This is a genomic window from Lentzea sp. NPDC004789, assembly GCF_053601075.1.
On the sequence record NZ_JBSGBE010000007.1, the window covers coordinates 1 to 25,168 of the forward strand.

At 69.4% G+C, this 25,168-nt stretch carries 27 protein-coding genes; 16 read left to right on the forward strand and 11 right to left on the reverse strand.

Annotated features, from left to right (window positions below; genetic code table 11):
- Nucleotides 1–86 precede the first annotated feature (86 nt).
- Entirely contained in the window at nt 87–623 is a 537-nt protein-coding gene (locus ACWEIJ_RS17515; RefSeq protein WP_449838205.1) for a helix-turn-helix domain-containing protein, read from the reverse strand.
- Between the two features lie 129 nt (nt 624–752).
- Between ACWEIJ_RS17515 and ACWEIJ_RS17520 the strand changes: the two genes are divergently transcribed.
- From ACWEIJ_RS17520 to ACWEIJ_RS17530, 3 genes are read left to right on the forward strand one after another with little or no spacing between them, the layout of a single operon-like run.
- Entirely contained in the window at nt 753–1,736 is a 984-nt protein-coding gene (locus tag ACWEIJ_RS17520) for an aldo/keto reductase (RefSeq protein WP_449838206.1), read from the forward strand.
- 4 nt (nt 1,737–1,740) lie between these two features.
- Nucleotides 1,741–2,349, forward strand: a complete 609-nt coding sequence (locus tag ACWEIJ_RS17525; protein WP_449838207.1) for a TetR family transcriptional regulator — start codon at nt 1,741–1,743, stop codon at nt 2,347–2,349.
- A gap of 18 nt (nt 2,350–2,367) precedes the next feature.
- On the forward strand, nt 2,368–2,862 hold the full coding sequence (locus tag ACWEIJ_RS17530; protein WP_449838208.1) for a hypothetical protein: 495 nt from the start codon (nt 2,368–2,370) through the stop codon (nt 2,860–2,862).
- An 87-nt stretch (nt 2,863–2,949) separates the two neighbouring features.
- Here the strand turns inward: ACWEIJ_RS17530 and ACWEIJ_RS17535 are convergent, their stop codons facing one another.
- On the reverse strand, nt 2,950–3,849 hold the full coding sequence (locus tag ACWEIJ_RS17535; protein WP_449838209.1) for a DUF4097 family beta strand repeat-containing protein: 900 nt from the start codon (nt 3,847–3,849) through the stop codon (nt 2,950–2,952).
- 5 nt (nt 3,850–3,854) lie between these two features.
- Nucleotides 3,855–4,367, reverse strand: coding sequence for a toxin-antitoxin system HicB family antitoxin (locus ACWEIJ_RS17540; protein ID WP_449838210.1), 513 nt, complete (start codon nt 4,365–4,367; stop codon nt 3,855–3,857).
- A gap of 42 nt (nt 4,368–4,409) precedes the next feature.
- Between ACWEIJ_RS17540 and thyX the strand changes: the two genes are divergently transcribed.
- From thyX to atpB, 8 genes are all read left to right on the forward strand, one after another.
- Nucleotides 4,410–5,129 (forward strand): FAD-dependent thymidylate synthase, encoded by a 720-nt coding sequence (gene thyX, locus ACWEIJ_RS17545; RefSeq protein ID WP_449838613.1) that lies wholly within the window; start codon nt 4,410–4,412, stop codon nt 5,127–5,129.
- A 5-nt stretch (nt 5,130–5,134) separates the two neighbouring features.
- Nucleotides 5,135–5,536: an ACT domain-containing protein gene (locus tag ACWEIJ_RS17550; protein ID WP_449838211.1), complete on the forward strand. Its 402-nt coding sequence runs from the start codon at nt 5,135–5,137 to the stop codon at nt 5,534–5,536.
- A 70-nt stretch (nt 5,537–5,606) separates the two neighbouring features.
- Nucleotides 5,607–7,046 (forward strand): protein kinase domain-containing protein, encoded by a 1,440-nt coding sequence (locus ACWEIJ_RS17555; RefSeq protein WP_449838212.1) that lies wholly within the window; start codon nt 5,607–5,609, stop codon nt 7,044–7,046.
- Between the two features lie 2 nt (nt 7,047–7,048).
- On the forward strand, nt 7,049–7,450 hold the full coding sequence (locus tag ACWEIJ_RS17560) for a hypothetical protein (RefSeq protein ID WP_449838213.1): 402 nt from the start codon (nt 7,049–7,051) through the stop codon (nt 7,448–7,450).
- A gap of 8 nt (nt 7,451–7,458) precedes the next feature.
- Nucleotides 7,459–8,070, forward strand: coding sequence for a TIGR03085 family metal-binding protein (locus tag ACWEIJ_RS17565; RefSeq protein ID WP_449838214.1), 612 nt, complete (start codon nt 7,459–7,461; stop codon nt 8,068–8,070).
- A gap of 19 nt (nt 8,071–8,089) precedes the next feature.
- Complete coding sequence (dapA, locus tag ACWEIJ_RS17570; RefSeq protein ID WP_449838215.1) at nt 8,090–8,986, forward strand: 4-hydroxy-tetrahydrodipicolinate synthase; 897 nt, start codon at nt 8,090–8,092, stop codon at nt 8,984–8,986.
- Nucleotides 8,983–10,662: a ribonuclease J gene (locus ACWEIJ_RS17575; RefSeq protein ID WP_449838216.1), complete on the forward strand. Its 1,680-nt coding sequence runs from the start codon at nt 8,983–8,985 to the stop codon at nt 10,660–10,662. The genes dapA and ACWEIJ_RS17575 overlap by 4 nt, the downstream gene beginning before the upstream one ends.
- A gap of 70 nt (nt 10,663–10,732) precedes the next feature.
- Nucleotides 10,733–11,530 (forward strand): F0F1 ATP synthase subunit A, encoded by a 798-nt coding sequence (atpB, locus tag ACWEIJ_RS17580; protein WP_449838217.1) that lies wholly within the window; start codon nt 10,733–10,735, stop codon nt 11,528–11,530.
- A gap of 208 nt (nt 11,531–11,738) precedes the next feature.
- On the opposite strand, the gene ACWEIJ_RS17585 is transcribed toward atpB, so the two are convergent.
- Entirely contained in the window at nt 11,739–12,353 is a 615-nt protein-coding gene (locus tag ACWEIJ_RS17585; protein ID WP_449838218.1) for a class I SAM-dependent methyltransferase, read from the reverse strand.
- A gap of 104 nt (nt 12,354–12,457) precedes the next feature.
- Here ACWEIJ_RS17585 and ACWEIJ_RS17590 point away from each other — a divergent pair, with 104 nt between their 5' ends.
- Genes ACWEIJ_RS17590 through ACWEIJ_RS17600 form a run of 3 tightly spaced genes read left to right on the forward strand, consistent with a single transcriptional unit; the run spans nt 12,458 to nt 16,769 of the window.
- The gene (locus ACWEIJ_RS17590; protein WP_449838219.1) at nt 12,458–15,262 is read left to right on the forward strand and encodes a BTAD domain-containing putative transcriptional regulator; all 2,805 of its coding nucleotides are present in this window, start codon (nt 12,458–12,460) and stop codon (nt 15,260–15,262) included.
- Between the two features lie 9 nt (nt 15,263–15,271).
- A complete protein-coding gene (locus tag ACWEIJ_RS17595; RefSeq protein ID WP_449838220.1) occupies nt 15,272–16,042 on the forward strand; it encodes an alpha/beta fold hydrolase in 771 nt (256 codons plus the stop codon).
- A gap of 49 nt (nt 16,043–16,091) precedes the next feature.
- Entirely contained in the window at nt 16,092–16,769 is a 678-nt protein-coding gene (locus tag ACWEIJ_RS17600) for a hypothetical protein (protein WP_449838221.1), read from the forward strand.
- On the opposite strand, the gene ACWEIJ_RS17605 is transcribed toward ACWEIJ_RS17600, so the two are convergent.
- Nucleotides 16,666–17,439 carry a lysophospholipid acyltransferase family protein gene (locus tag ACWEIJ_RS17605; RefSeq protein WP_449838222.1) on the reverse strand — a complete coding sequence of 258 codons (774 nt, stop codon included), beginning with the start codon at nt 17,437–17,439 and terminating at the stop codon, nt 16,666–16,668. The two genes, ACWEIJ_RS17600 and ACWEIJ_RS17605, sit on opposite strands and share 104 nt — an antisense overlap.
- 118 nt (nt 17,440–17,557) lie before the next feature.
- On the opposite strand from ACWEIJ_RS17605, the gene ACWEIJ_RS17610 reads away from it, so the two are divergent.
- Nucleotides 17,558–19,930, forward strand: coding sequence for a DNA translocase FtsK (locus tag ACWEIJ_RS17610; protein WP_449838223.1), 2,373 nt, complete (start codon nt 17,558–17,560; stop codon nt 19,928–19,930).
- A 63-nt stretch (nt 19,931–19,993) separates the two neighbouring features.
- Entirely contained in the window at nt 19,994–20,635 is a 642-nt protein-coding gene (locus tag ACWEIJ_RS17615) for a hypothetical protein (protein ID WP_449838224.1), read from the forward strand.
- On the opposite strand, the gene ACWEIJ_RS17620 is transcribed toward ACWEIJ_RS17615, so the two are convergent.
- From ACWEIJ_RS17620 to ACWEIJ_RS17645, 6 genes are all read right to left on the reverse strand, one after another.
- On the reverse strand, nt 20,632–21,096 hold the full coding sequence (locus ACWEIJ_RS17620) for a phospholipase (RefSeq protein ID WP_449838225.1): 465 nt from the start codon (nt 21,094–21,096) through the stop codon (nt 20,632–20,634). The two genes, ACWEIJ_RS17615 and ACWEIJ_RS17620, sit on opposite strands and share 4 nt — an antisense overlap.
- Before the next feature lie 82 nt (nt 21,097–21,178).
- Nucleotides 21,179–21,832: a nitroreductase family protein gene (locus tag ACWEIJ_RS17625; RefSeq protein WP_449838226.1), complete on the reverse strand. Its 654-nt coding sequence runs from the start codon at nt 21,830–21,832 to the stop codon at nt 21,179–21,181.
- A 3-nt stretch (nt 21,833–21,835) separates the two neighbouring features.
- Nucleotides 21,836–22,990 (reverse strand): YcaO-like family protein, encoded by a 1,155-nt coding sequence (locus ACWEIJ_RS17630; protein ID WP_449838227.1) that lies wholly within the window; start codon nt 22,988–22,990, stop codon nt 21,836–21,838.
- A complete protein-coding gene (locus ACWEIJ_RS17635; protein WP_449838228.1) occupies nt 22,987–23,391 on the reverse strand; it encodes a hypothetical protein in 405 nt (134 codons plus the stop codon). Before ACWEIJ_RS17635 ends, ACWEIJ_RS17630 begins: the two co-directional genes overlap by 4 nt.
- A gap of 94 nt (nt 23,392–23,485) precedes the next feature.
- Nucleotides 23,486–24,274, reverse strand: a complete 789-nt coding sequence (locus tag ACWEIJ_RS17640) for a hypothetical protein (protein ID WP_449838229.1) — start codon at nt 24,272–24,274, stop codon at nt 23,486–23,488.
- The gene (locus ACWEIJ_RS17645) at nt 24,258–25,109 is read right to left on the reverse strand and encodes a MerR family transcriptional regulator (RefSeq protein WP_449838230.1); all 852 of its coding nucleotides are present in this window, start codon (nt 25,107–25,109) and stop codon (nt 24,258–24,260) included. Before ACWEIJ_RS17645 ends, ACWEIJ_RS17640 begins: the two co-directional genes overlap by 17 nt.
- Nucleotides 25,110–25,168 lie beyond the last annotated feature (59 nt).

Sequence of the window (25,168 nt, forward strand, 5' to 3'; positions counted from 1 at the left end):
ACGTGCTGTGGGCACTGCTGCGCGACGGTCGAACCTTCACAGCAACCGCACCACAACCCGCTACCGCTGCGGCTTGACACGATCATTCAGATTCCCTTCGGGTAGCAGGCGAACGCGATGCGGAACGCATCCCCCTCCGCGCCGCCGTATCGGGTGAAGAGGTCCTGCAACGTCGTCTGCAGCTCGGCCAGGAACTGCTGCCGTTCCTCGGGTCGCACCCGGATCTCGCCGGACACGCCCACGGACGGCAGCTCGCTCGACCGGTCCAGCGCGGCCACGTCCGCCTGCACCTGCTCGGCCAGGTCCACGAGGTGACCCAGCGCCAGCTCGTCGCGCGACCCGATGCGTCCCACCAGCCGCGGCGACAACCAGTACGAGCGCGCCACGGCCTGGTAGAGGCCCTCGTGCACGCCCCGCACCTTGCGTTCGGCGACCTGGCTCGCCAGACCGGCCTTGACCAGCTGTTTCACGTGGTAGTGCACGCGTTGCGGCGTCTGGTCGAGCACCTCGGCGACCTCGGTGCACGAGCGCGGCGCGGCGAGCTGCCGCAGCACTTCCACGCGCTGCGGCTTGAGCAGGGTCTCGGCCTGCTCCATCCGGTCCAGGTAGATCACGTCTCTCATCGCAAAAACAACTTTGAACGTTCAAAAGTCTTTTGTCAATCCTCGGAACAGATGACGACTGACAGATATTGAAATCTGTCAGTCCATCGGGCAGGGTGGGGCTCACCGAAGAGACGAAGGAGTTCGGCAATGCAGAAGCGTCAGCTCGGCACCACCGGCCCGGTCGTGTCCGCCATCGGCCTCGGCTGCATGGGCATGTCCAACGCCTACGGTCCGGCCGACCGCGACGAGAGCATCGCGACGATCCACGCGGCCATGGACGCGGGCATCACGTTGCTCGACACCGGTGACTTCTACGGGATGGGCCACAACGAGCTGCTCATCGCGGAGGCGATCAAGGGCCGCCGCGACGAGGTGCAGCTCAGCGTCAAGTTCGGCGGGATGAGGGACGCCGACGGCGCGTTCCTCGGCTTCGACGGCCGGCCTGCCGCGGTCGCCAACTCCCTGGCGTACTCGCTGCAGCGGCTCGGCACCGACCACGTCGACGTCTACCGGCCGGCGCGGCTCGACCCGAGCGTGCCGATCGAGGACACCATCGGCGCCATCGCCGAGCAGATCGAGAAGGGCCGCGTCCGGCACATCGGCCTGTCCGAGGTCGGCGTGGAGACCATCCGCCGGGCGCACGCGGTCCACCCCATCGTCGACCTGCAGATCGAGTACGGGCTGCTGGAGCGCGGCGTCGAGCGGGAGATCCTCCAGACCACCCGCGAGCTCGGCATCTCCATCACCGCGTACGGGGTGCTGTCGCGCGGCCTCATCTCGGCCACGCCGCTCACCATCGGCGAGAGCGACTGGCGCGGCCACACGCCCCGGTTCCAGGGCGACAACCTGACCCGCAACCGCGCGCTGGTCGAGAAGCTCGACGAGATCGCCGCGAACAAGGGCGTCACGGTCGCGCAGCTGGCCATCGCCTGGGTCGCGTCGCGCGGTGAGGACGTGGTGCCTCTCGTCGGCACAACCAAGCGTGCGAGGCTGAACGAGGCGATCGGTGCCGTCGACGTGACGTTCACCGAGCGGGAACTGCAGGAGATCGAGGCCGTTGTTCCGGTCGGGGCCGCTGCGGGCACGCGGTACGCCGCGGAGCAGATGGCCGTGCTGGACAGCGAGAGGTGAGCACGTGGCGGAGGCGTTGACGTCGGAGGCGATCCTCGTGGCGACCGAAGAGGTGCTGCGACGGTACGGCCCTGCCAAGGCGACGGTGGTCGACGTCGCCAAGGCGCTCGGGGTCAGCCACGGCAGCGTCTACCGCCACTTCACGACCAAGGCCGCGTTGCGGGAGGCCGTGACGCGGCGCTGGCTCGACGCGCAGCACGTGGCGATGGAACCGGCGTTCGACCAGGGCCTCACCGCGGCCGAGACGCTCAGGGCCTGGCTGCAGAAGCTCTTCGACCGCAAGAGGCGCTCGCACGTCGACGAACCCGAGTTGTTCGCGACGTACCTGGTGCTGGTCAGGGAGAGTCGCACCATCCTCGAGTACCACGTCGACCACCTGGTGGGGCAGGTCGCGCGCATCATTTCGGCGGGAGTGGAAACCCAGGAGTTCGTGACCGACGACGTGCGGAGGACGGCACAGGCGGTGTGGGACGCGACCGACATGTTCCACCACCCGTCCCACGCCCGGGAGTGGGGGGATCCTCACATTCAGGACGCGTTCGACGCCGTCGTCTCACTGGTCATCGCTGGACTGCGGTACAACCGAATCCCGAGTGCCGCAGGCGATGCTTGAGGGTCACGGAGGTGAGCGGTGCCGCCTGACGAGTGGATCGATCTGCTGGGAGCGCCCGAAAGGCGTCCGGACCCGGTCGACTGGGACGCGGTCGTGGCACGTGCCGGCACGGCGTTGCCGACCGACTACGTGCACCTCGCGGAGGCCTATCCACCGCTGATCGTCGGCGGTTACATCCGGATCCTGCATCCCACGGCCCGTGCGGGGTTCATGAACTGGATGGCGCAGGCGCCCAAGCTCCTGCGGGCGCTGCGCAGGCAACCCGGCCTCCGCGTGCACCCGGACGTGCCGGGGCTGCTGCCGTGGGGCACGACCCCGGGCGGCGAGCACTGCCTCTGGTACACCCGCGGTGAGCCGGACGAGTGGACCGTGGTGATCACCGATCTGCGCCAGAGCTGGTCGTACGACGGGAACTTCTCCAGTTTCACCAGGAAGTTCCTGACCGGCGAGATCCGCTGCCCGATCTTCCCGGACGACGTCCCCGGCGGCTCCAAGCCGTTCCAGGAGCCGTGACGGCGGCGTTTTCAAGTGCACGCGGGGAGCTTTCGTACTCTCTGAGCGCACGAAGGCGCCCCGCGTGCCTTTCCTCCGACCCCCCGGTCAGCTTGCGGCGGCGGTCACCAGTGCGGTGCCGCTGCCCGTGCGGCCCGTGACCGTCAGCGAGGCCTCGCCCAGCGGCTCGGACGAGACGTCGAAGTCGCTGCGGGCGTTGCCGGACGTGGACACCAGGTCGATGCGCGCGAGCGTGCCCTGGCGGATGCCGACGCGGATGTTGCCCGAACCGGTGGCGAGCTGGATCTCGCCGGCGGCCGCGTCGGCCACGGTCAGGTCGCCGCTGCCGGTGCGGACCATGACGTCGCTCTGCACGGCACCCAGCCACACGTCGCCGGTGCCGGTGATCAACGTGCTGTTGCCGCCCACCGACGACACCTCGACGTCACCGCTGCCGGTCTTGGCCTTGAGGCCCGCCAGCATCGTGCCCAGCCGGACCGTGCCCGCGCCGGAGTTCACCTTGGCCTCGCCGGTCGCCCGGTCCGCCGACACGGTGCCCGTGCCGGTGTTCAGGTCGAGGCGGCCCGCCCCGCCGGTCACGATGACGTCAGCCGCGCCGGTCCGTGACGTCACGTGCGACCCCACAGGTGCCGTCACGGCCACGGACAGCGGTACCGCGCGCAACGGCAGCGCCTTGGACGACTCGATGCGCAAACGGTTGCCCAGCAGTTCGACGCGGGCCTCGCGGACGGCCTCCTCCGGACCGGCCGGACCGGTGCCCTTGTCCGGGCCGAACTGGCCGCTGACCCAGCTCAGCACGCTGGACAGGCCCTCGGTCCACGAGTTGCCCGCGGCCGGGTCGTGCCGCACCTCGACGTGCACGCCCGGCGCGTCCACCAGGTGCACCTGCACCCGGCCGCTGAGCAGCGAGATGTCGATCTCGGCGATGCCCGCGAACTCGAAGCTCTGCTGCCGGACCACGCCTGCCTGTTCTGACGGTTCGGTCATCTCGCTCACCCCTGCACCCATCCGCGCACGCGCGAACCGGAGCCCGCGTTGCCGTGCCACCCCTTGTGCTGATGCTTGTGCTTGCTGTGCACCGCGCCCCCGACGGCCTGCTGGATGAACGAGTTCAGCGACACGCCCTGGGCGGCCGCGGCGGCCTCGGCCTTCGCCTTGAGCTCGTTGATCATGCGCAGGGTGATGCGGCTGATGTCACCCGTGGTGTCACCGGCGGCGTAGTTCGGCGCCTCCTGCTGACCGGCGGGCTCCGGCTCCGGTTCGGCGGACCCGGTGACGACCACCTGGACGTCCCGGCCGGCCAGCCGGACCTCCACGACCTGGCCTTCCAGCGAGGCGGTGACCTCGGCGGCCAGGTCCGACAGTGCATTCATGATCGCCAGTCGCGCGGCTGGCTCGAGCGCTGCGGACAACGCGGCGGCCGTTCGACGGGTGTTCTCGTCCCCCGCTGATGCGGCCGTCGCCAGGTCCTCGCGCAGTGACGCGATGTACGGCGACAGATCCATGACACCACTATGACGTCACATCTGGTGTCGCGCAACCATCGGATAGTGTCTCGGGCTATGCCGAGAGTGCGCTTGGTGGCGAAAACCGAGTTCATCCCGCCGGACGACGTGCCGTGGACGACCGACGCGGACGGCGGCGCGGCGCTCGTCGAGTTCGCCGGCCGGGCCTGCTACCAGTCGTGGGACCGCTCGAACCCCATGACGAACACCAACGCGACGTTCCTGCACCACCTGCTCGACGTCGGGCACCTCGCCGCGTTCGAGCACGGCAGCGCGACGCTCTACCTGACCGAGCTGCCCCGGTCGCTCACCCACGAGCTGATCCGGCACCGGCACTTCTCGTACTCGCAGCTGTCCCAGCGCACCGACCCGACCGACGTCGTCGAGCCCGACCTGATCGCGCAGGACCCCGAGCTGCACGCGCGGTTCGTCGCCGCCACCGAGGCGAGCCTCAAGGCGTACGAGGACCTCGTGCAGAGCCTTGAGCAGACGGTCAACGGGCGGCGCGCGCGGCAGATCGCACGGTCCGTGCTGCCCAACGCCACCGGTACCGAGATCGTCGTGACGGGCAACTACCGCTCGTGGCGGCATTTCATCGCGATGCGCGCCACCGAGCACATCAACGTGGAACTGCGCGAGCTGGCGGTGGCCTGCCTGAGGGAACTGACCAAGGCCGCGCCCAACGCGTTCGCGGACTTCGTCATCTCGACACTCCCGGACGGCACAGAAGTTGCTTCGAGCCCACTGGTGGTTGAAGGCTGACGTCCATGAAGCGGCTCATCGTGGACGTCCGGCCTGGTGAATACACGGTCACGCGCCTGGCAGCGGACGCTCCGGTCCCCTCCGGGCTGCTCGATCCGACCGACGCGCTGGTGTCCGTGACGAGGACACCGGACGAGATGTCGGTCATCGCGCCGTCGTCGTTCGCGCTGCCCGCGGACAACGCCGAGAAGGGTTGGCGGCTGCTCACCGTGCGCGGGCCGCTGGAGTTCACGCTCACCGGCATCATGGCCGCGCTCGCGGGCGAGCTCGCGGCGGCGGGCGTCTCGTTGTTCGCGTTGTCCAGCTACGACACCGACCACCTGCTGGTGAAGCACTCGGACCTCGGCCGTGCCGTGCTGGCGTTGCGCGCCGCGGGTCACGAACTGGTCGTAGCACCGGAAGCCTAGGAACCGATCACCTGTGTGGCGGGTCTGAAGTACCGTCAACGCCCCCCGGTTCCTCTGGTAGGAGAGCACGTTGCACGGACAGGCTGTCGAACCGCGCGTAATCGCCGGCAGGTACGCCTTGGTGGCCGAGCTCGGCCGCGGTGGCATGGGCATTGTGTGGCGTGCACAGGACCGTCACATCGGACGCTTCGTCGCGATCAAGGAACTGCACCTGCCCGACGGCATCGCGCATGAGGAACGCCGTGTGCTCGAAGAGCGCGCTCTGCGTGAGGCGCGCACCGCGGGCAAGCTCAACGACCCGTCGATCGTGACCGTGTACGACGCCATCAACGAGCACGGCACGACGTACATCGTCATGGAGCTGGTCGAGGCGGCGACGCTGTCGACGTTGATCAGCACCCACGGCCCGATGCCGCCGAACCAGGTCGTGTCGATCGCGCTGCAGGCGTTGTCCGCGCTGGAGACCGCGCACCAGGCCGGAATCGTGCACCGCGACGTCAAGCCCGGCAACCTGATGGTCCGCCCGGACGGCAAGCTCAAGCTCACCGACTTCGGCATCGCCCAGGCCGTCGACGACCCGCGCCTCACGACCAGCGGCAGCCTCATCGGTTCGCCCGCGTACATGGCGCCGGAACGCATCCACGGCCACGAGGCCGGCCCCGCGTCCGACCTGTGGGCCCTGGGCGCGACCCTCTGCTACGCCGTCGAGGGCTGGAGCCCGTTCGAGCGCTCGTCCACGGCGTCCACGCTGCACGCGATCATGAGCGAGACGCCCAGGCTGACGCGTGCCACCGGCGTGCTCGGCGCGGTGATCACCGGTCTGCTGATCGCCGACCCGAACGCGCGGCTGTCCGGCCCGCAGGCCCGCGCGATGCTGTCGAGCATCGGCAACCAGCCGACGCCGCCCACCGGAATTCCGCCGGCCCAGACGCAGCAGTACCAGCAGACTGCCGCCGTCGACCCCGCGAAGAAGAAGCGCAACCGCATCCTCGCGATCGTCGGTGCCGTGCTCATCGCCGCGTTGGCGTTCACCGGCGGCATCTACGCGCACAGCTGGTTCACGGCGCCCGGCGGCAGCGGCAGCCAGGCGCTGACCTACGGCGAAGGCGGCGAGGTCCCCGTCTTCGGCCTCTCCGACAACACGTGCGGCACCGGCGAGGTCGCGCCCACCAAGCAGCTCGACTCGGAGGCCCACGAGGACTGCGACAAGCCGCACGACTTCGAGGTGTACGAGGCCGTGGAGACGCTTCCGGTGCAGTCGAACCTGCCCGACGCGACCTACCCCGGCGTCGAGACCCTGACGACCCTCGGTGTCTCCCGCTGTGAATTGACGCTGAAATCACAGTGGGTCAAGGACGGCGCAAAGCTCAAGCTCACCACCCTGGTCCCCACCGCGTCGGCGTGGAAGAAGGACAAGAACGACAACGCGCAGCGCCGCATCTACTGCGTGGCGAGTAAGAAGGACGGTAGCCAGCTCAGCAGCACCATCAGTGCGAAGAAGGGCAGCTGAGGGTGAGGAGGACGATCATCGCCGTCCTGCTGCTCCTCGGTGGCACGGCCTGCGCGAGCAACGAGGACGAGTTCGTCTCCGAGCTCAAGGCCGCCGGGTTCACCAACCCCGGCGCGCCCAGCACGGAGACCGAGACGAAGTCCAAGAAGATCGGCAAGCGCACGGTCAAGTCCAAGCAGCGCACGATCGAGGTGATGGTGCGGGTGAAGGGCTGCGACCTGGAGTTCGCCAAGATCTCCGGCCAGTCCGGCTACTGGCTGGACGAACTGCACGTCAGGGGGCAGGAACCGGACTGGCCCGGCTACCCGGAGAACCTGACCCGCGACCAGGTGGTCAAGCTGATGGCCGGCAGTTCGGCCAAGCCGGACGGCTTCACCAGCTGCTACCAGCCGAACGAGTCCTAGGAGCACACGTGGGTCTCGCCCGCGACGAGCGCAAGGCGCTCGTCGACCTCATGACCGAGCTCGGCCCCGACGCGCCGACGTTGTGCGGCACGTGGTCGACGAAGGACCTCGCCGCCCACCTGGCGATCCGCGAACGGCGCCCGGACACCGCGCCAGGCATCGTGCTGCCCGTCTTCGCGAAGTGGACCGAGAAGGTGCAGGAGGACTACACGCACAAGGCGTGGAGCGAACTCCTCGACCTCGTGCGCACGCCGCCGTTCTGGATCCAGCCGGTCGACGACCTGATGAACACCGGCGAGTACTTCGTGCACCACGAGGACGTGCGCCGCGCACAGCCCGACTGGGAACCACGGCCGTACGACGAGCACCGCGAGAAGGCGCTGTGGAAGCTGCTGCCGTTCACGGCGCGCATGACGTACAAGTCGTCGCCGGTGGGCGTCACGCTCGTGCGGCCTGACGGCGAGCACATCGTGGCCAAGCCGGGGGCGAACGGCGTGGTGATCACGGGCGAGGTCTCGGAGCTGGTGATGCTCGCGTTCGGGCGTGATGAGGCTCGGGTGGAATACAGCGGTGACGCCGACGCGGTGCAACGGGTGCGGTCGTTGAACCGAAGTGTCTGATCTCGGGTAGTTTCTGCGCATGCCTGCAAGCCCGTGCGCAGGGCCGGACCGCCCGTTCGGCCGCGTTCTCACCGCCATGGTCACGCCCTTCGACTCGCGCGGCGAGATCGACCTGCCCAAGGCGCAGGAGCTGGCGAAACACCTGGTGGACCTGGGCAACGACGGCCTGGTCGTCAACGGCACGACCGGGGAGAGCCCGACCACGACCGACCGCGAGAAGGCCGCGCTGATCACGGCCGTCGTGGAGGCCGTGGGGGATCGGGCGACCGTGGTGGCGGGCGCGGGCACCTATGACACCGCGCACAGCATCCACCTGGTGCAGCAGGCCGAGAAGGCGGGCGCGCACGGCGTTCTGGTCGTGACGCCCTACTACTCGCGGCCGCCGCAGGAGGGGCTGCTGGCGCACTTCACCGCCGTCGCCGACGCCTCCGGGCTGCCGGTGATGCTCTACGACATCCCGCCGCGCGCGGTCGTGCCGATCGAGGTCGACACCCTCCTTCGGCTGGCGGAGCACCCGCGGATCCTGGCCGTGAAGGACGCCAAGGGCGACCTGCACGCCGGCAGCCGGGTGATGGCGAACACCGACCTCGCCTACTACTCGGGCGACGACCCGCTGAACCTGCCGTGGCTGTCCGTGGGCGCCGTCGGGTTCGTGAGCGTCATCGGTCACCTGGCCGCGGACCGCCTGCGGGATCTCATTGATGCGTATGAAGCCGGAGACGTGGTCCGGGCGAAGCAAATCCACGAGTCGCTGCTGCCGCTGCTGCGACCCTTCCGCCGGGTTCCCGGCGTGACGTACACGAAGGCCGCATTGCGCCTGCGCGGACTGGACGTGGGTGACCCCCGTCTGCCGCTCGTGCCGGCCGCGGCCGAAGACATCGAGGCCATCGCGGCCGAACTGGGAGTCAACGCGTGACCCAATCGACCGAAATCCCGCCCGCTCTGCCGGAAGGTGGCCTGCGGGTCGTCGCACTCGGCGGAATCGGCGAGGTCGGCCGCAACATGACCGTCTTCGAGCACGCCGGCCGGCTGCTCGTGGTCGACTGCGGCGTTCTGTTCCCCGAGGACGACCAACCGGGCGTCGACCTGATCCTGCCGGACTTCCGCGCCATCGAGGACCGGCTCGACGACATCGACGCCATCGTCCTGACGCACGGGCACGAGGACCACATCGGCGCCGTGCCGTTCCTGCTGAAGCTGCGCCCCGACGTGCCGGTCGTGGGTTCGCGCTTCACGCTGGCGCTGCTGGCCGCCAAGTGCCGGGAGCACCGGCAGAACCCGCAGCTGGTGGAGGTCCGCGAGGGCGAAAGGCGCTCGTTCGGACCGTTCGAGCTGGAGTTCTTCGCGGTCAACCACTCGATCCCGGACGCGCTCGCCATCGCGATCCGCACCTCCGCCGGCCTGGTGCTGCACACCGGTGACATCAAGCTGGACCAGCTGCCGCTGGACGGCCGCCTGACCGACCTGGCCGGGTTCTCCCGTCTGGGCGACGAGGGCGTGGACCTGTTCCTGGTCGACTCGACCAACGCCGAGGTGCCCGGTTTCGTCGTGCCGGAGCGCGAGATCGGCCCGGTGCTGGAGAACGTGATCCGCAAGGCCCGCCAGCGGGTCATCGTCGCCTGCTTCGCCTCGCACGTGCACCGCGTGCAGCAGGTGCTGGACGTCGCGGTGCAGTACAAGCGCAAGGTCGCGTTCGTGGGCCGCTCGATGGTGCGCAACATGGGCATCGCCTCGGACCTGGGCTTCCTGAACGTGCCGGACGGGTTGTTCGTCGACCTCGACGAGGCCATGCGGATGGAGGAGGACGAGGTCCTCTTCGTGTCGACGGGTTCGCAGGGCGAGCCGCTGTCGGCGTTGTCGCGCATGGCCCGCGGCGACCACCGGCAGATCTCGATCCGCGAGGGCGACACGGTGATCCTGGCGTCGTCGCTGATCCCCGGCAACGAGAACGCGGTCTTCAACGTCGTCAACGGCCTGGCCAAGCTCGGCGCCACCGTCGTGCACCAGGGCAACGCCAAGGTGCACGTCTCCGGCCACTCGCCGGCCGGCGAACTTCTGTTCCTGTACAACGCCGTTCGGCCGTCCAACGTGATGCCGGTGCACGGCGAGTGGCGGCACCTCCGCGCGAACGCGGCACTCGCGGTCGCCACCGGTGTCGCCGAGGACCACGTCGTGATCGCCGAGGACGGCGTCGTCGTGGACCTGGTGGACGGCAAGGCGGCTGTCTCCGGACGCGTTGTGGTGGGCCACGTCTACGTCGACGGGCTGTCCGTCGGCGACGTCGGTGAGTCCACTTTGTCCGATCGACTGGTGCTGGGCGAGGGCGGGTTCATCTCGATCTCCGTCGCCATCGACACCGCGACCGGGCGGGCGATGTCGTCGCCGACCATCTCCGGGCGCGGCTTCTCGGACGACCCCAAGGCACTGGACCAGGTCGTGCCGCTGGTCGAGATGGAGCTGGCGCGGACCGAGGCCGAGGGGATCACCGACACGCACCGGGTCGCTCAGGCCGTGCGCCGCGTGGTCGGGCGCTGGGTGGCCGAGACCTACCGGCGCCGTCCGATGATCGTGCCGACGGTCATCCCGGTGTGACCCTGCTGTGATCTGCGTCCCCCTCGTCCGATAAGGTCTAGCTCCAGACCATGGACGAGGGGGTCGCCTCATGGCCGATGTTTTTGTCCCGCCCGGTAAAGACGACATCCTGCTGCCGCCGATCTTCACCTGGCACCAGCCGCTCGGGCTTCCGTTCGACTTCTCGGTGACCAAACCGCAGGTCCTGCTGGTCCTGTCGGTGGTGATCGTGGTGACGTTCTTCCTGACCACCACGCGCAATCTCAAGCTGATCCCGTCGCGCTGGCAGTTCGCCGCCGAGTCGGTCTACGACTTCGGCCGCAACACGATCGCGCGGGAGCAGATCGGCGCCAAGGAGTTCGCGCCGTACGTGCCGTTGATCGTCAGCATCTTCTGCTTCGTGCTGGTGAACAACGTCTACGGGTTGATCCCGTTCGTGCAGTTCCCGACGTTCACGCACAGCGGTTTTCCCGCCGCGATCGCACTGATCATCATCTTCCCGCTCTACCACTACGTGGGCATCAGGAAGTTCGGTCTGCGGGGCTATCTGCGCAACCAGTTCGTCATCCCGGACGTGCCGAAGCCGGTGCTGTGGGGGCTGCTGATCCCGACCGAGGTCATCCTGAAGTTCTTCTTCGACCCGGTGAACCTCGCGATCCGGGTGTTCGCGGCGATGTTCGCGGGTCACCTGCTGGTGCTGGTGTTCACGCTCGGCAGCGAGTTCCTGCTGCTGAGCGCCCCGCTCTGGCTGAAGCCGGTGTCGGTGCTGGGGTTCGCGCTCGCCCTCGCGCTGATCTGCCTGGAGGCGCTGGTGCAGGTGCTGCAGGCCTACATCTTCGCCCTGTTGTCGGCGCACTTCATCGGACGTGCGCTGGCGGAGCAGCACTGAGGCCATGGGCGTGTACGTCGGTGTGCGGGGCCGGCTCGAGTTCGTGCCCGAGCAGAGTCGTCCGTCGGCTGGCTGCGCGAACAGGTCACCGAGCTGGCACGGCTCGTGGATTCCGACGGAGACCGGCCGGTCGGGTTCTTCGTGCTGACCGATGAACGGCAGCAGGCGGTCGCGTGGACCGTGCGGCGCCAGAGGGACTCGGTGGGCGCTAGGGGCGCTGGCACACCAGGTGCAGCGACTCCTCGGGCATGGCGCCGGGGTAGGAGGGGGTGAAGACCGGACGGCTCCGGCGCACGACCCGCAGGCCGACGTCACCGAGGTGCGACTCGAAGTTCTCCTCGGAGAACGACGACACCTCGATCTCCTGGCCCATCCAGGGCAACGTGACCTGCTCGGCGTCGATCGCCACGGTGGCGAGGAAGAAGTGGCCGCCCGGCCGCAGCCACGCCGAGATGCGGCCGAGGGTCTGGATGATCTCGGCCTGCGGCATCTGCAGCAGGGAGAAGACGGCGCAGATGACGTCCCACGAACCGGCGGGCGACTCGAAGTCGCGGATGTCGATCTTGTGGAACGTCGCGTCCGGGACCTGGGCGGTCGCGATGTCGACCATGACCGGCGAGACGTCGAGACCGGTGACCTTCATGCCCGCCTTGGCCAGGGTGCGCGCCACGGGAACGCCCGTGCCGCAACCGAGGTCCAGCACGCGCGAGCCGGAGGGCTGCGTCGCGGCGAACCAGGCGAGGGTGCCGTGCAGTGCGGGCTGGTGCGACCAAGCGCGTTGATACTCCAGTCCGAGCGTGTCGAAGACCTCGGCCGCGTTCATCTCCGCCCCTCATTTCGGCCCAATCCACCTGATGTGAAGTGTGGAGAAGCCCTCTGCACGGACTCTGGATGGCTTCTGGACGGATCCTGACGGTAGGTTGCTGGATGACTGCGGACAGCGACGAAGTGGGACATAGGGTGCAGAACGAGTTGCGCGTCAGCATGCTGGGCGCGCTCGCGGCGACGGTGGACGGTCAGGAGCTCACCCTGGGTCCGCCGCGGCAGAGAGCTGTGCTCGCGGTGCTCGCCTTGCGCGCCAACCACGTCGTGTCGCGCAGCGAGCTGATCGACGCCGTCTGGGGCGATGAGCCGCCGGCGAGCGCGGACAACGGGATCCACACCTACGTGGCGGGTCTGCGGCGCCTTTTCGAACCGCAGAGGGCTTCGCGCGCACCGAGTTCCGTGCTGCTCTCCACAGACGCTGGATACCTGCTGAAGCTCCCGTCCGGTAGTTCCGACGTCGCCATGTTCCGCGCCCACCTGGACGAGGCGGGACGGCTGCGCACCCGACCGGCCGAGGCCATCGCCGCGTTCGACGCCGCTTTGGGCTTGTGGCGTGGCATAGCTCTGGACGGCGTGCCCGGACCGTTCGCCGCGGTGGAACGCGCGCGCCTCGCCGAGTTGCGGCTCACGGCCGTGGAGCAGCGTGCGGCGTTGATGCTCTCCGTCGGTCGTGAGACGGAGGTGGCGGGGGAGCTGACGACGTTGGTCACCGCGCATCCGTTGCGCGAGAGGCTGCACGGCCTGCTGATGTCGGCGTTGTACCGCGGCGGCAGGCAGGCCGAGGCGCTCGCCGTCTACACGGACTTGCGCAGGTTGCTCATCGAGGAGCTCGGCATCGAGCCCGGGCCCGAGCTCCGCCAGCTCCACGAACAACTGCTCGTCGGCCGGCACGACCCGCAGCCGGAGCCCGCGGCACCCGTGCTGGTGCCCGTCCAGCTGCCGCACGAGATCCGCGACTTCACCGGCCGTGCCAAGGAGCTCGCGAAGCTCTCCGAGATCGTTCCGCACGACCACTCCCCGGTGCTCGTCGCCATCACCGGTACCGGTGGCATCGGCAAGACCGCGCTCGCCGTGCGGTTCGCGCACCAGATGGCGTCCCGGTTCCCCGACGGGCAGCTGCACGTCGACCTGCGCGGGTTCGACGCGTCGTCGCCGCCGGTCCAGCCCGCCGCGGCGCTGCACCAGCTGCTGCAGAGCCTGGGCGTGCCGGCCGAACGCATCCCGGACGACCTGCCCGCGAAGTCCGCGCTGTACCGCAGTGTGCTGGCCGGCAAACGGGTGCTGGTGCTGCTCGACAACGCCCGGCTGCCCGAGCAGGTCCGTCCGCTGCTGCCGGGCCGGTCGTCGTCGATGGTGCTGGTGACGTCGCGCAACCACCTCGGTGGCCTGGTCGCGCGCGACGGCGCGCACTCGGTGACGTTGTCGACGCTGACCCGCGACGAAGCGTTGGCGTTGTTGAGCTCCGCGGTCGGGCCGGACCGCGTCGCCGCCGAACCGGAGGCCGCGGCCAAGCTCGTCGAGCTGTGCGGCCACCTGCCGCTGGCGGTGCGGATCGCGGCCGAACGCGTCGTCACCCGCCCGCACCTGACGCTCGCCGATCTCGCGGGCGACCTGGCCGACGAACGCGACCGCCTGAACGTGCTCGCGACCGGCGACGACGAGGACACGGCCGTGCGCGCGGCGTTCTCGTGGTCGTACCTGGCCCTGAAACCCGACGCGGCCAGGACGTTCCGGCTCATCGGGCTGCATCCCGGCGCCGAGATCAGCCTCGACGCCGTGGCCGCGTTGACCGGCGTGTCTGCGGCACGCGCGCGCACGCTGCTCGACGTGCTGGCGGGCGGCCACATGCTGGAGGAGGTCGCTCGCGGACGCTTCCGCCTGCACGACCTGCTTCGCCTGTACGCCACGGAGCTCAGCGCGACCGAGGAGTCCGCGGAGGGCCGCTCCGAGGCGATCTCCCGCCTGCTGCGGTGGTACTGCGACACGGCGAACGCCGCCGGCGCGGTCATCGCGCCACCGGACCACCCGTCGTACCTGCTGCCCGCACTGTCCACTCAGGACTTCACCTCGCACGACGAGGCCTTCACCTGGTGCCGCACCGAGTCCTCGAACCTGCTGGCCGTGAGCCGGCTGGCGGAGGAGGAGCACTCACCCGCGGCCTGGCAGATCCCCGTCGCGCTGTGGAACTACTTCGTCGTCTCCAGCGCTCTGGACGAGTGGACGCGCACCTACCGCGTCGCCGAACGCTCGGCCGCCCGGGACGGCGACCAGGCGGCGCGCGCGTGGGCCGTGCACGGTCAGGGCCTGGCGGCCTTCCGCGGCCAGCGTTTCGCCGACGCCCTCGAACTCTTCGACCGCGCGCTGTCGATCCGCCGTGCCATCGGTGATCGCGTGGGCGCCGCGTGGAGCCTGACCGGCCTGGGCATGGCGTACGGCGGTCTGCGCCAGTTCGACCTCGCCGTCGACAGGTTCGGCGAGGCGCTGGACGGGCACGCCGAGGCGGAGTCGTGGTTCGGGCTGGGCGGCACCCGGTTGTTCCTGAGCGACATCCTGCGCCTGGCCGGGCAGTACGAGGCGTCGCTGGACTCGGCGCGGACGGCGTTCGAGCTGATGGACTCGCACGACGCTGTGCACGGCAAGGCGATGGCGCTCGTGAGCATCGGCTGGGCGCAGCTCAAGCTGGGCCAGCGGGTCGAGTCGCGCGACTCGTTCCGGCACGCGCTGGAGTTCCTGCGGGTGCTCGGCGACCGCAAGAGCCTCGCGGAGGCGTTGCACGGCCTGGGCGAGGTGAGCTCCGGCCAGCCGGAGGTGGCGCGCACGCACCTGCTGGAAGCGTTGGCGATCTACGAGGACTACGACCACCCGCTCATCCCCGAAGTGCGGGCACGGTTGCACGAGCTCGCGTAGAAATGCGGCGTGCATTTCGTTGAACACGGTGCGGGCGTTCCGGTGCTCGCCGTCCACGGCTGGACCCCTGACCACCGCCTGATGCTCGGTTGCCTGGAACCGCTCTTCGCCGCCAGGCCCGGCTACCGCCGCCTGTACCCGGATCTGCCGGCGATGGGGAAGTCGCCGGCGAACGACGTGCGGTCCACCGACGACATCCTTGCGGTGCTTGAGGAGTTCATCGACGCGGAGATCGGCGCGGAGCCGTTCCTGGTGATCGGCGAGTCCTACGGCGGCTACCTCGCGCGGGCGGTGGCGAATCGCCGGCCCGGCCAGGTGCGCGGGCTCGCGTTGATCTGCCCGACCGGGACGAAGCTGCCGGCCGCGGAACGGACCGTGCCGGAGTTCGAGGTGCGGCGGTCGGACGGCGTTGTGCTGGACCCGGAATTGGCCGCGCAGTTCGACGGCATGGCCGTGGTGCGGACGGCGGAGACGGCCCGCCGGTTCGCCGAGGAGATCCTGCCAGGTCTGGAACTCGCCGACCGCGCCGCGATGGCGCGGATCCAGCTCGCCTGGGAGCTCTCGGCAGGTCCGGAACTGGGGGTCTACGAACGACCGGCGCTGTTCCTGACCGGACGCCAGGACAACGTCACCGGGTACGAGGACGTGTACGCGTTGCTGCCGCACTACCCGTACGCGTCGTTCGCCGTGTTGGACACCGCCGGGCACAACCTGCAGATCGAGCAGCCGGTGTTGTTCAACGCGCTCATGGGCGAGTGGCTCGATCGGGCTGCTCTGTAGGGGCGATCCCTGATGCGCGGCGCCATGACGTGTAGGCACACTACATGTCATGGCGAAGCGCGCGAGAACCCTGCTGGTGTGGCTGCACGTCGTCACGTCCGTCGGCTGGCTCAGCCAGGCCGTGGCGCTGCTGGCCCTGCTCCTGCACGGCATGAAGACGAGTGACCCCAACGCTTTCCGGATGGCCCGCGTCCTCGACCACGACGTGCTCGCGATCATGGCCAACATCAGCGCGTTCACCGGCATGATGCTCAGCGCCACCACGCCGTGGGGCTATTTCCGGCACTGGTGGGTGCTCGCGAAGTTCACGATCACCGTCAGCCAGCTCTACCTCGGCATCTTCGTCCTGAGCAAGAACCTCGAAGCCGCCGTGAACGGCCATGTGACGGTGTGGATGCCGGTGGGCACCGCGCTGATGGCCGGCGCGATCGCCTTCCAGGCGTGGCTCAGTGTCGCGAAGCCGTGGGGCCGCACGCCGTGGACAGGTTCGCAGAAGCTGCCCATGGCGAGCGCCCCGGCGTTCGTGCTCGCCCTGGTCGTCCCGGCCGCCGACTTCGCGCTCAGCCTGTGGATGGGCAACCCCATGCCGGCGTTCATGCTGGTCACGGTGATCGCCTACACGATCAGGCGGGCCGCCAGGGGGAACGGCCGGTCGTCGGACGCGTCGGGTCGTGGAACCGCGGCAGGTCCGGCTCGTCGAGGCGCAACGGCACCAAGCCCTCGGTGATCGCGCGCATGATCCGCTCGTGGGCGCGCCGGGCGTCGCCCATCGTCTCCGCGGACAGGTCCGACAGCTCGACGGGCTTGCCGAAGTGCACCTTGAACGTGGGCCGCCGGCGGATCGCGGACAGCCAGGACGTCAGGTACGGCAGGAAGTCCTTCCAACCGCTCACGTGCAGGTTGCCCCAGTACACCGCCTCGTGCGCGCCCCACTGGCTGATGGGGATCACCGGGATGCCGCCGCCCAGCGCCATCCGCGCGACGCCGGTCTTGCCGCGCTCCGGCCACATGCCGGGGTCCAGCGTGATCTTGCCCTCGGGGTAGACGGCGATCGGGTCGCCGCCCTTCCCCAACGCCTCGACCGCGCGGTGCATGGCCTCGCCGACGTTCGCCGACGCCCGGTCGACGCGCAGGTGGCCGCACGCCTTGAGCGCGGGTCCAACGATCGGCGCGTCGAGCAACCCGCCCGCGAGCATGAAGCGCGGGTTGACGCCCATCTTGCGACACGCCGCGATGAGCACGAACGGGTCGAGGTTGCCGATGTGGTTGGAAGCGAGGAGCAACGGCTTGCCGAGCAGTTCCGGTGGCACGTCCCCGGACACCTCGAGCTTGCCGGTCAGCGCGACGAAGCCACGGTCGAGAGCCATGAGCACGCGCCAGAAGAGCGGTGTGGACACGCGGGGCAGCGTACGGCGTGTCGGAACGACACCACGCAGGATCCGGGGAACCATGAGGAAACGCACGCGTCCCAGTTGCAAACGGGGCTGGTGAGACGCGAGGGACTACCTTATACACATGGCCGGGCGTACAGGGACTTCACGCAAGACCACGTCACGCGGTAAAGCACCTGCCAAGCCGCGGGCGCGATCCGCCGCGTCCAGGAAACCCGCTCCGCGCAGGAGCGGCGGCGCCATCAGCGCCGTGTGGGGTGGCATCGGACGTGGTGTCGGCACCGTGGTCCGCGCGATCACCGGCACCAAGGGCCTCGATCCCGAGCACCGGCGGGACGGCATCGGACTGTTCCTCATCGCCCTCGCGTTCATCACGGGCGCGGGCGTGTGGTGGCAGGCGGGCGGTCCGGTCGGTCAGTGGGTCGACGTCGCAGTGCGCAGCTCGGTCGGCTTCCCCGCGGTGATCGTCCCCGTCGTGCTGCTCGGCATCGGCGTGACGCTGATGCGCACGGACGCGAAGCCGGAGGAGCGGTTCCGGCTGGTCGTCGGCGGCGTGCTGATCGGCATCGGCGTGCTCGGCATGTTCCACCTGATCGGCGGTCTGCCGATGGATCCGCTGGCGCGCCGGGACGCTGGTGGCGCGCTGGGCTACCTGGCCGGCGGGTTCCTCGCGCAGGGCCTCACGCCGTGGGTCGCCGGTCCGCTGCTCGTGCTGATCTTCGCCTTCGGGTTGCTCTGCGTGCTGCACTGGCCGGTTCGTGAAGTGCCGCAGCGACTTCGCGCACTCGTGCACCGCGAGCCGTCGCAGGAACCGGTCGACGAGACCGAGGAAGAGGAAGAGCCCAAGCCGGTTCGCCTGCGCCGCCCGTCGCGCCGCCGCCAGGCCGCCGCGCCGGTCGAGGAGGAGCCGCAGGCCGAGCTCGCGCTGGAGGAACCGGAACCCGCGCCCGCGAAGCCCGTCAAGGAACCGAAGAAGGCACCGGCTCAGGACATGGCCGTGCGCGCGGTCGAGGGCGACTACCAGCTGCCGCCGCCGACGATCCTCAAGGACGGCGACGCGCCGAAGGCCCGCAGCAAGGCCAACGACCAGATGATCGAGGCCATCACCGGCGTGCTGGACCAGTTCTCGATCGACGCCCAGGTCACCGGCTTCACCCGCGGCCCGACGGTCACGCGCTACGAGGTCGAGCTCGGCCCCGGCGTGAAGGTCGAGAAGATCACCGCGCTGACCAAGAACATCGCGTACGCGGTCGCCACCGACAACGTCCGGCTGCTCGCGCCGATCCCCGGCAAGTCCGCGGTCGGCATCGAGGTGCCCAACAGCGACCGCGAGATGGTGCGCCTCGGCGACGTGCTGCGCGCGCCGTCGACGTTGAAGGACACGCACCCGATGGTGATCGGCCTCGGCAAGGACATCGAGGGCCACATGGTCACCGCGAACCTCACGAAGATGCCGCACCTGCTGGTCGCGGGTTCCACGGGTTCGGGCAAGTCGTCGTTCGTCAACTCGATGCTGGTGTCGCTGCTGGCCCGCGCGACGCCGGACGAGGTCAGGATGATCCTGATCGACCCGAAGATGGTCGAGCTGACCCCGTACGAGGGCATCCCGCACCTGATCACGCCGATCATCACGCAGCCGAAGAAGGCGGCGGCGGCGCTGGCGTGGCTCGTGGAGGAGATGGAACAGCGCTACCAGGACATGCAGGTCAACCGGGTGCGCCACATCGACGACTTCAACCGCAAGGTGAAGTCCGGTGAGATCAGCGCGCCTCCCGGCTCCGAGCGCGTCTACCGGCCGTACCCGTACATCATGGCGATCGTCGACGAGCTCGCCGACCTGATGATGACGGCGCCGCGCGACGTCGAGGACGCGATCGTCCGCATCACGCAGAAGGCGCGTGCCGCCGGCATCCACCTGGTGCTGGCGACGCAGCGCCCGTCCGTCGACGTCGTCACCGGCCTGATCAAGACGAACGTGCCGTCCCGGCTGGCGTTCGCCACCTCGTCGCTGACGGACTCGCGGGTCATCCTGGACCAGCCGGGCGCCGAGAAGCTGATCGGCATGGGCGACGGCCTGTACCTGCCGATGGGCGCCTCGAAACCGGTGCGCATCCAGGGCGCGTTCGTCGGTGACGAAGAGATCTCCCAGATCGTCGACTTCACCAAGAACCAGGCCCAGCCCGAGTACACCGACGGCGTCACGGCGCAGAAGGCGGGCGAGAAGAAGGAGATCGACGCCGACATCGGCGACGACCTGGAGCTGCTCGTGCAGGCGACCGAGCTGATCGTGACGTCGCAGTTCGGCTCGACGTCGATGCTGCAGCGCAAGCTCCGCGTCGGGTTCGCGAAGGCGGGGCGCCTCATGGACCTGCTGGAGACCCGCGGCGTGGTCGGGCCGTCCGAGGGCTCGAAGGCACGTGAGGTGCTGATCAAGCCGGACGAGCTCGAGTCCGTGATCTACCTGATGCGCGGAGGCGGCCCCGCCGACGAGGACTAGCGGTTTGTCACCTCATCGGCTGAAGCAGAGCTTGTTCGGGGCCGTCCGACGCTAGCCTGAAGAATGACCTCCGCCGACGAGCCGGGCAGTCAGACCAACACCGCGACCGGCACCAACGTGGACCGCATCGTGCAGGCCCGGGCCGTCCACGGCGACATCTTCTTCGCCAACGGGGACAACCACCCGTTGGCGAAGAAGCCGCCGAAGCGGCGGCTGTCGAGCAAACAGCGCCTCATCGCCGTGGTAGCCGCCGTCGCTGTGTGCGGCTCGATCGCATACGGCGCATGGCACTTCCTCGTGGCCGGCCCGGCCGCGCCACCTGTGCTGCGGTCCGGCCACCACGAGCTCGTCCCCGACCAGGGCCTCGACATGGACACCGGCGAGGTCACCGGTGAGAACGTCCAGGGCGTCGACATCAGTCCCGGCGGCGATGCGGTCGTCATCAACGCCATGACCCACGGCACGCCGAAGCTGGCCACCCTGCCGGATCCAGGCCCCATCGACGGCAGGGCCTACGCCGCGTGCTCGGCGACTGCACCTGCCGTCTGGGACAAGACCATCTACGACCTCTACAAGATGCGCATCGGCGAACGCGTCTGCGTGATCACCACCGACGGCAACCTGGGCGTGTTGCGACTCACCCACGTGCCCTCGAAGGTGTCGAAGCGACTGGACTTCGACTACACCACCTGGCAGGGGCGTTAGACGCCGGCCTGCTGGATGCTCGTCGCGGTCGACGAGGCGGTGCCGCCGAACTCCCGCACGGCCTTGTAGTAGATGTCGGCCGTCCGCTTGCACGCCCAGTTGCCGCCGCACTGGTTGTACATGTCGGACTTGAAGTTGTTGTCGACGCGCAGCCGGGTGGTCTCGTTGAACCGCGACTGCCGCTTGTAGTTGCGGTAGCCGAAGTCGTGGCGGTGGCAGGCCGGCAGGAACTTGAAGCCGAACGGGTTGTCCGGCGAGTAGGAGCAGCCGTCGGACGACCAGTCGAGCTGGTCGGCGTAGGGCTGCTGGGCGCGCAGTGTCTCGAACTGGCTGAGGGTCGTCGAGAACAGGTAGCCGTCGGTCACCGCGGCGATGTCCACGGCCTGGGCCGGGGCGCCCGTGAAGATCAGGGCCACGGACGCGGCGGTACCCACGAATGCCGAACGCAGGGTCTTCGACATGGCGAGCTCCTCGGGTGTGAGCAGGGTCTCGCCATGTTGTAGCGGGGATCGGTGCGCCTAGGTAGACACGATCTGATGAACGTCAGGTGATCATGTGACCGCACGCGATCGCGGTGGCCACCCGAAGAGTCCGCGGTAGTCCGAGCGAGTGAAGCATCTCGTTGTCCGCAACGCCGCCGAGCAGGTAGCCGCCCAGGTTCTGCTGCGCCAGGCGGAGGCAGATGTTCTGGGCCGCGGCACCGACCTCGATCAGGCCGAACCGGCCCGCGCGTTCGCCGTACTTCTCGAACGCCTCGCCGTCGGAGAGGACCAGGACGATCGCGAGCGGCGGCACCTCGGGCGTGCCGAGGATCTCCGCGAGGTCCTCCGGTGCCGGGCCGATGTCCTGCAGGGCGTGCCGGCGGATGTCGTACCGGACCGCGCGACCGTTCCGGAACGCGTAGCAGCGCAACGGGTGCAGACCGCCGGCGGACGGGTAGCTGTTGTCCCCCAGCGCACCGAGCACCGTCCCGAGCTGCTTGTCGGTCAAGGGCTTCGCCGCGAACTCCCGCGTGCTTCGCCGGGCCTGGAAGAGCTTCTGCAGCCGGTCTTTCGGGCGCGGCAGCGGTGTCGGTGCGGACGGCAGCTCCAACGGATCGACCAACGGCGGTTCCGGCCGGAAGTCGCGCAGCCGTTCGCCCAGCCTGCGCTGGTGCAGCGGCGAGAACCGGCTCGCGGCCCAGAAGTCGTCGAACACTTCTCACCCCAGCGGATGCGGTGCGGGATTGGGGAACACGCCCGGTGAGGCGTGCGGGTAGCGCCACTCCAGCTCACGGGCGCGGCCGCCGAGGTGGGGCCAGCGGTGGTCGGAGTGCAGCGGCGCGAGGTCGGGGGACAGGACGCGGACGCAGTGCAGCCCGACCGCGGACAGCTCCGGTGTGGTCAGCTCGCGGTAGGCGAGCCGGATGCCCGCGCGGTCCAGCGCGTGCACCAGTTCGGTCAGTTCCGCTTCGACACCAACGGATTCGGCGTCGCGCGGCGGATCCGTCTCGATGCCGTTGAACCACGGCAGCGCATCCCACTCGTCCGGGCGCGTCGCGTAGTACACGGCGTGCTCGTCGAAGTCGGTGACCTCGTCGACGGGCTGATCGCCGTTGCGCGCCAGCCAGACCTCGATGAACACCGTGCCTTGCACCCACTCCTCGCAGGCCTTGCGCAGCGCGTCCGTGACCGTTGCGCGGCAGGCGAGACCGAGGGTCGGCCGCGGCCTGCCGGCGATCGGCAGCGACCCCGCCACCGCGATCACCGGGTGCGGGCTGTAGGCGGGGGTGAGGTCGAACGCCTGGGCGCCGTGCGGCAGATCGGCCGCGAACCGTTGCGGTGCAATGGAGTGCAGCCACGTGGTGGTGAACGCGTCGCGCTCGATCAGCTCCTGCGTGGCCCTCAGCAACGCACTCGTCGTCGACGGTCCGGCCGCCAGCCCCGAGGAGGTCGTCGGCAGCCCGTGACCGGCGTCCATGCCGACGAGCCCGGCCGGCACGCGGATCGGTGAGTTGCCGGGCAACGTCCACGCCCGGGTGTACGGGGTGTCGACGTATCCCTTGCGGTAGCGGTAGTCGCCGCGGACGCGTTGCTCGACGGTGTGCAGGCTGAAGTGTTCCAACGGCCAGCACTCGCCGTCGGTGACGATCTCCAGCCGGGCCCGTGCGGCGGCATGTCGTTCCAATGCCTCGGCCAGTGCCGCAACCCGAGTCGTGCCACCGGAAGTGCCGCCGGTGGCGAACGGCTCCGGCACGGCGGCCCAGCCTTCAAGGTCCACATCGGACAGACTGCGCGGCACGGGGTGCAGCTGCGACACCACACCCTGCCGCCACCCGACCGCGCGCTCGATCAGCGCCTCGGCGACGGTCTTCACCGCTTCCTCCGGTAGTGCCGGAACACGGCGTACCCGGCCGCCAGCGTCGCCGCACCGTAGATCACCAGTGCCACCGCGATGTGCGTGTACGCGGCGATCGGGCCGAGCGTGAAATACACGACGAAGGGTTCGAGGCACCACAACACCGCCCAGCCGAGCAACCGCACCGCGCTCATGAACGGTTTCGGCGACTTGGCGAGGAACCCGCTCGCGAGCGCCCACGCCAGCGCGACCGCGAAGCCGCCGGCCCACCAGCCCCAGTGCACGTCGAACATCGCGCCCATCGTGACGAAGGGCAGCACGACGAGGAGGAGCGGGTAGAGCGCGGCCGGCAGCACGAGTGCGCTGCGCGGGCGTTCGAGCTCTTCGGTGTCCTGGTGCAGCGCTGCCGGGATGTGCACGGCCGCGCCGACCGAGGAAACCGCGCAACAGCAACAACAACAGCAACAGGTGGGCGTCGCGGCGTTCGCGGCGGCCGCACCGGGTGAGAACTGGTCAGGTAACCGAACCGCTGTGGTCATCGTTCCCCCAAGGCAAGGACACGCGCCCGAACTCGACCTTCGGGCAGATTTCGCAGTCCGCGGCGGGCAGCACGCTCTCGCGCGTCGTCGTGAACTCGTCGAGGTGGACGGTCACGACCGCGTCGAGCAACGCCAGCGAGCCGTCGCGGATGTTCTGGACAGCTTGCAGGGCGAGGGAAATCGGGAAGTCCGACGACATCGCCGCCGGATGCGGGGGCGGCGGCGGATCCCCCCACCGCCGTCCCGCCCGCACCGCGAGGCACGCCAGGCACGCGCCGGCACCGGGCACCACGAACGGCCCGATCGCGGCGGTGTGGTGGTACGCGAGGTCCAGCAACAGGTGCGGGACACGGGTTTCGCGAGCCACCTCGACGAGGTCGACCAACGTGCCGGTCGTCCGCACCACGAGCAGGAGATCCGGATTCTCGTGGTGCGGCAACCGCTCCACCAGCCCGGCGGGTGCCTCGCCGACGAACCGCGTGCCGATCCCCATCGGCTTGCGTTCGTCCGCGGGCAACCGCGCCGGGCGGAGAGCGCCCAGGGTCCTCAGCTGGGCCACGTGCCGGCGCACCGGTTCCCCCAACCGGCTTTCGTCGACCGTTCGAGCCACTCCCCTCAACACCGGCTCGAACAGTCCCGCCAGCGCCACGGCCACCGCCCTGGGCAGGTCCGGAATCAAATACGCGAGGTCAGCCCCCGCGTACACGACCAGGCCTTCGTCTCTGACCTGGGCGTGCCACGCGGGATCAGCGACCAGACTCATCCTCGTCCCCCCTCGCCAGGAAGTTCTCGATCTCCTGCTCGGTGGGCAGGTCACCGGCCGGGTCGACGATGTTCTCGGCGATCGGCGGCAACGGCTGCTCGGCCCACGCGGGCTGGAAGTCGTCGCTGGGCAGCAGCCCGTGCCGGGACGCGAACTCCTCCGCCGCGTCGCGGATCGACTCCCGCAGCGTCCCCACCACCGCGGTCTCCGCCGTGTAGGTCAGCTCGACCAGCAACGCGCGGACGTTCTCCAACTGGTTCTCGTCGCCGGCCTTGCGCGCGAGCTCCGGCCAGAACTGCTGCTCGAACAACCGCACGAAGTCCGCCGCGATCGCGTCGGTCGCCGTGCGCAGGCGGGTGAAGCTGTCCATGACGTCATCGCTGGGCACCCTCAGGCCGGCGAGCCTGCCGCCCGCTTCGAGTGCCCAGCGACGCGCGTGCGGCCAGCCGTACTTCCACCGCACCAAGCCCAACCGCATTGCCCGGAGGAGGAGTCGCGGTTGGACGTCTCCCATCGGGATCAGGTGCTTGATGTCGCGCACCTTGATCCGGACCCAGTCGTCGGGCCCCTCGGTCTCGCCCATGCCGAGCACCGCGGCGACCGACTCGCCCTTCTCCCGTGCCGAGATCAGCTCGGCGATCGCGGGCAGCGAGAACCCCCGCTGCTGCAACCGCTGCACCAACGTCAACCGCTCGACGTGCGAGGCGTCGTAGTACGCCACGCGCCCCTGCCGTCTCGGCGCGTGCAGCACACCCTTCGTCTGGTACATGCGAATGGTGCTGCTGGGCAGGCCGATCCGGGCGGCGAGCTCGTCGATGGTCAGCGACTCGGGCACGGACCGATCATGGCCCGCGCCGTTCGTCGAGTCAAGACTATTCGAGTGATTACTCGAAT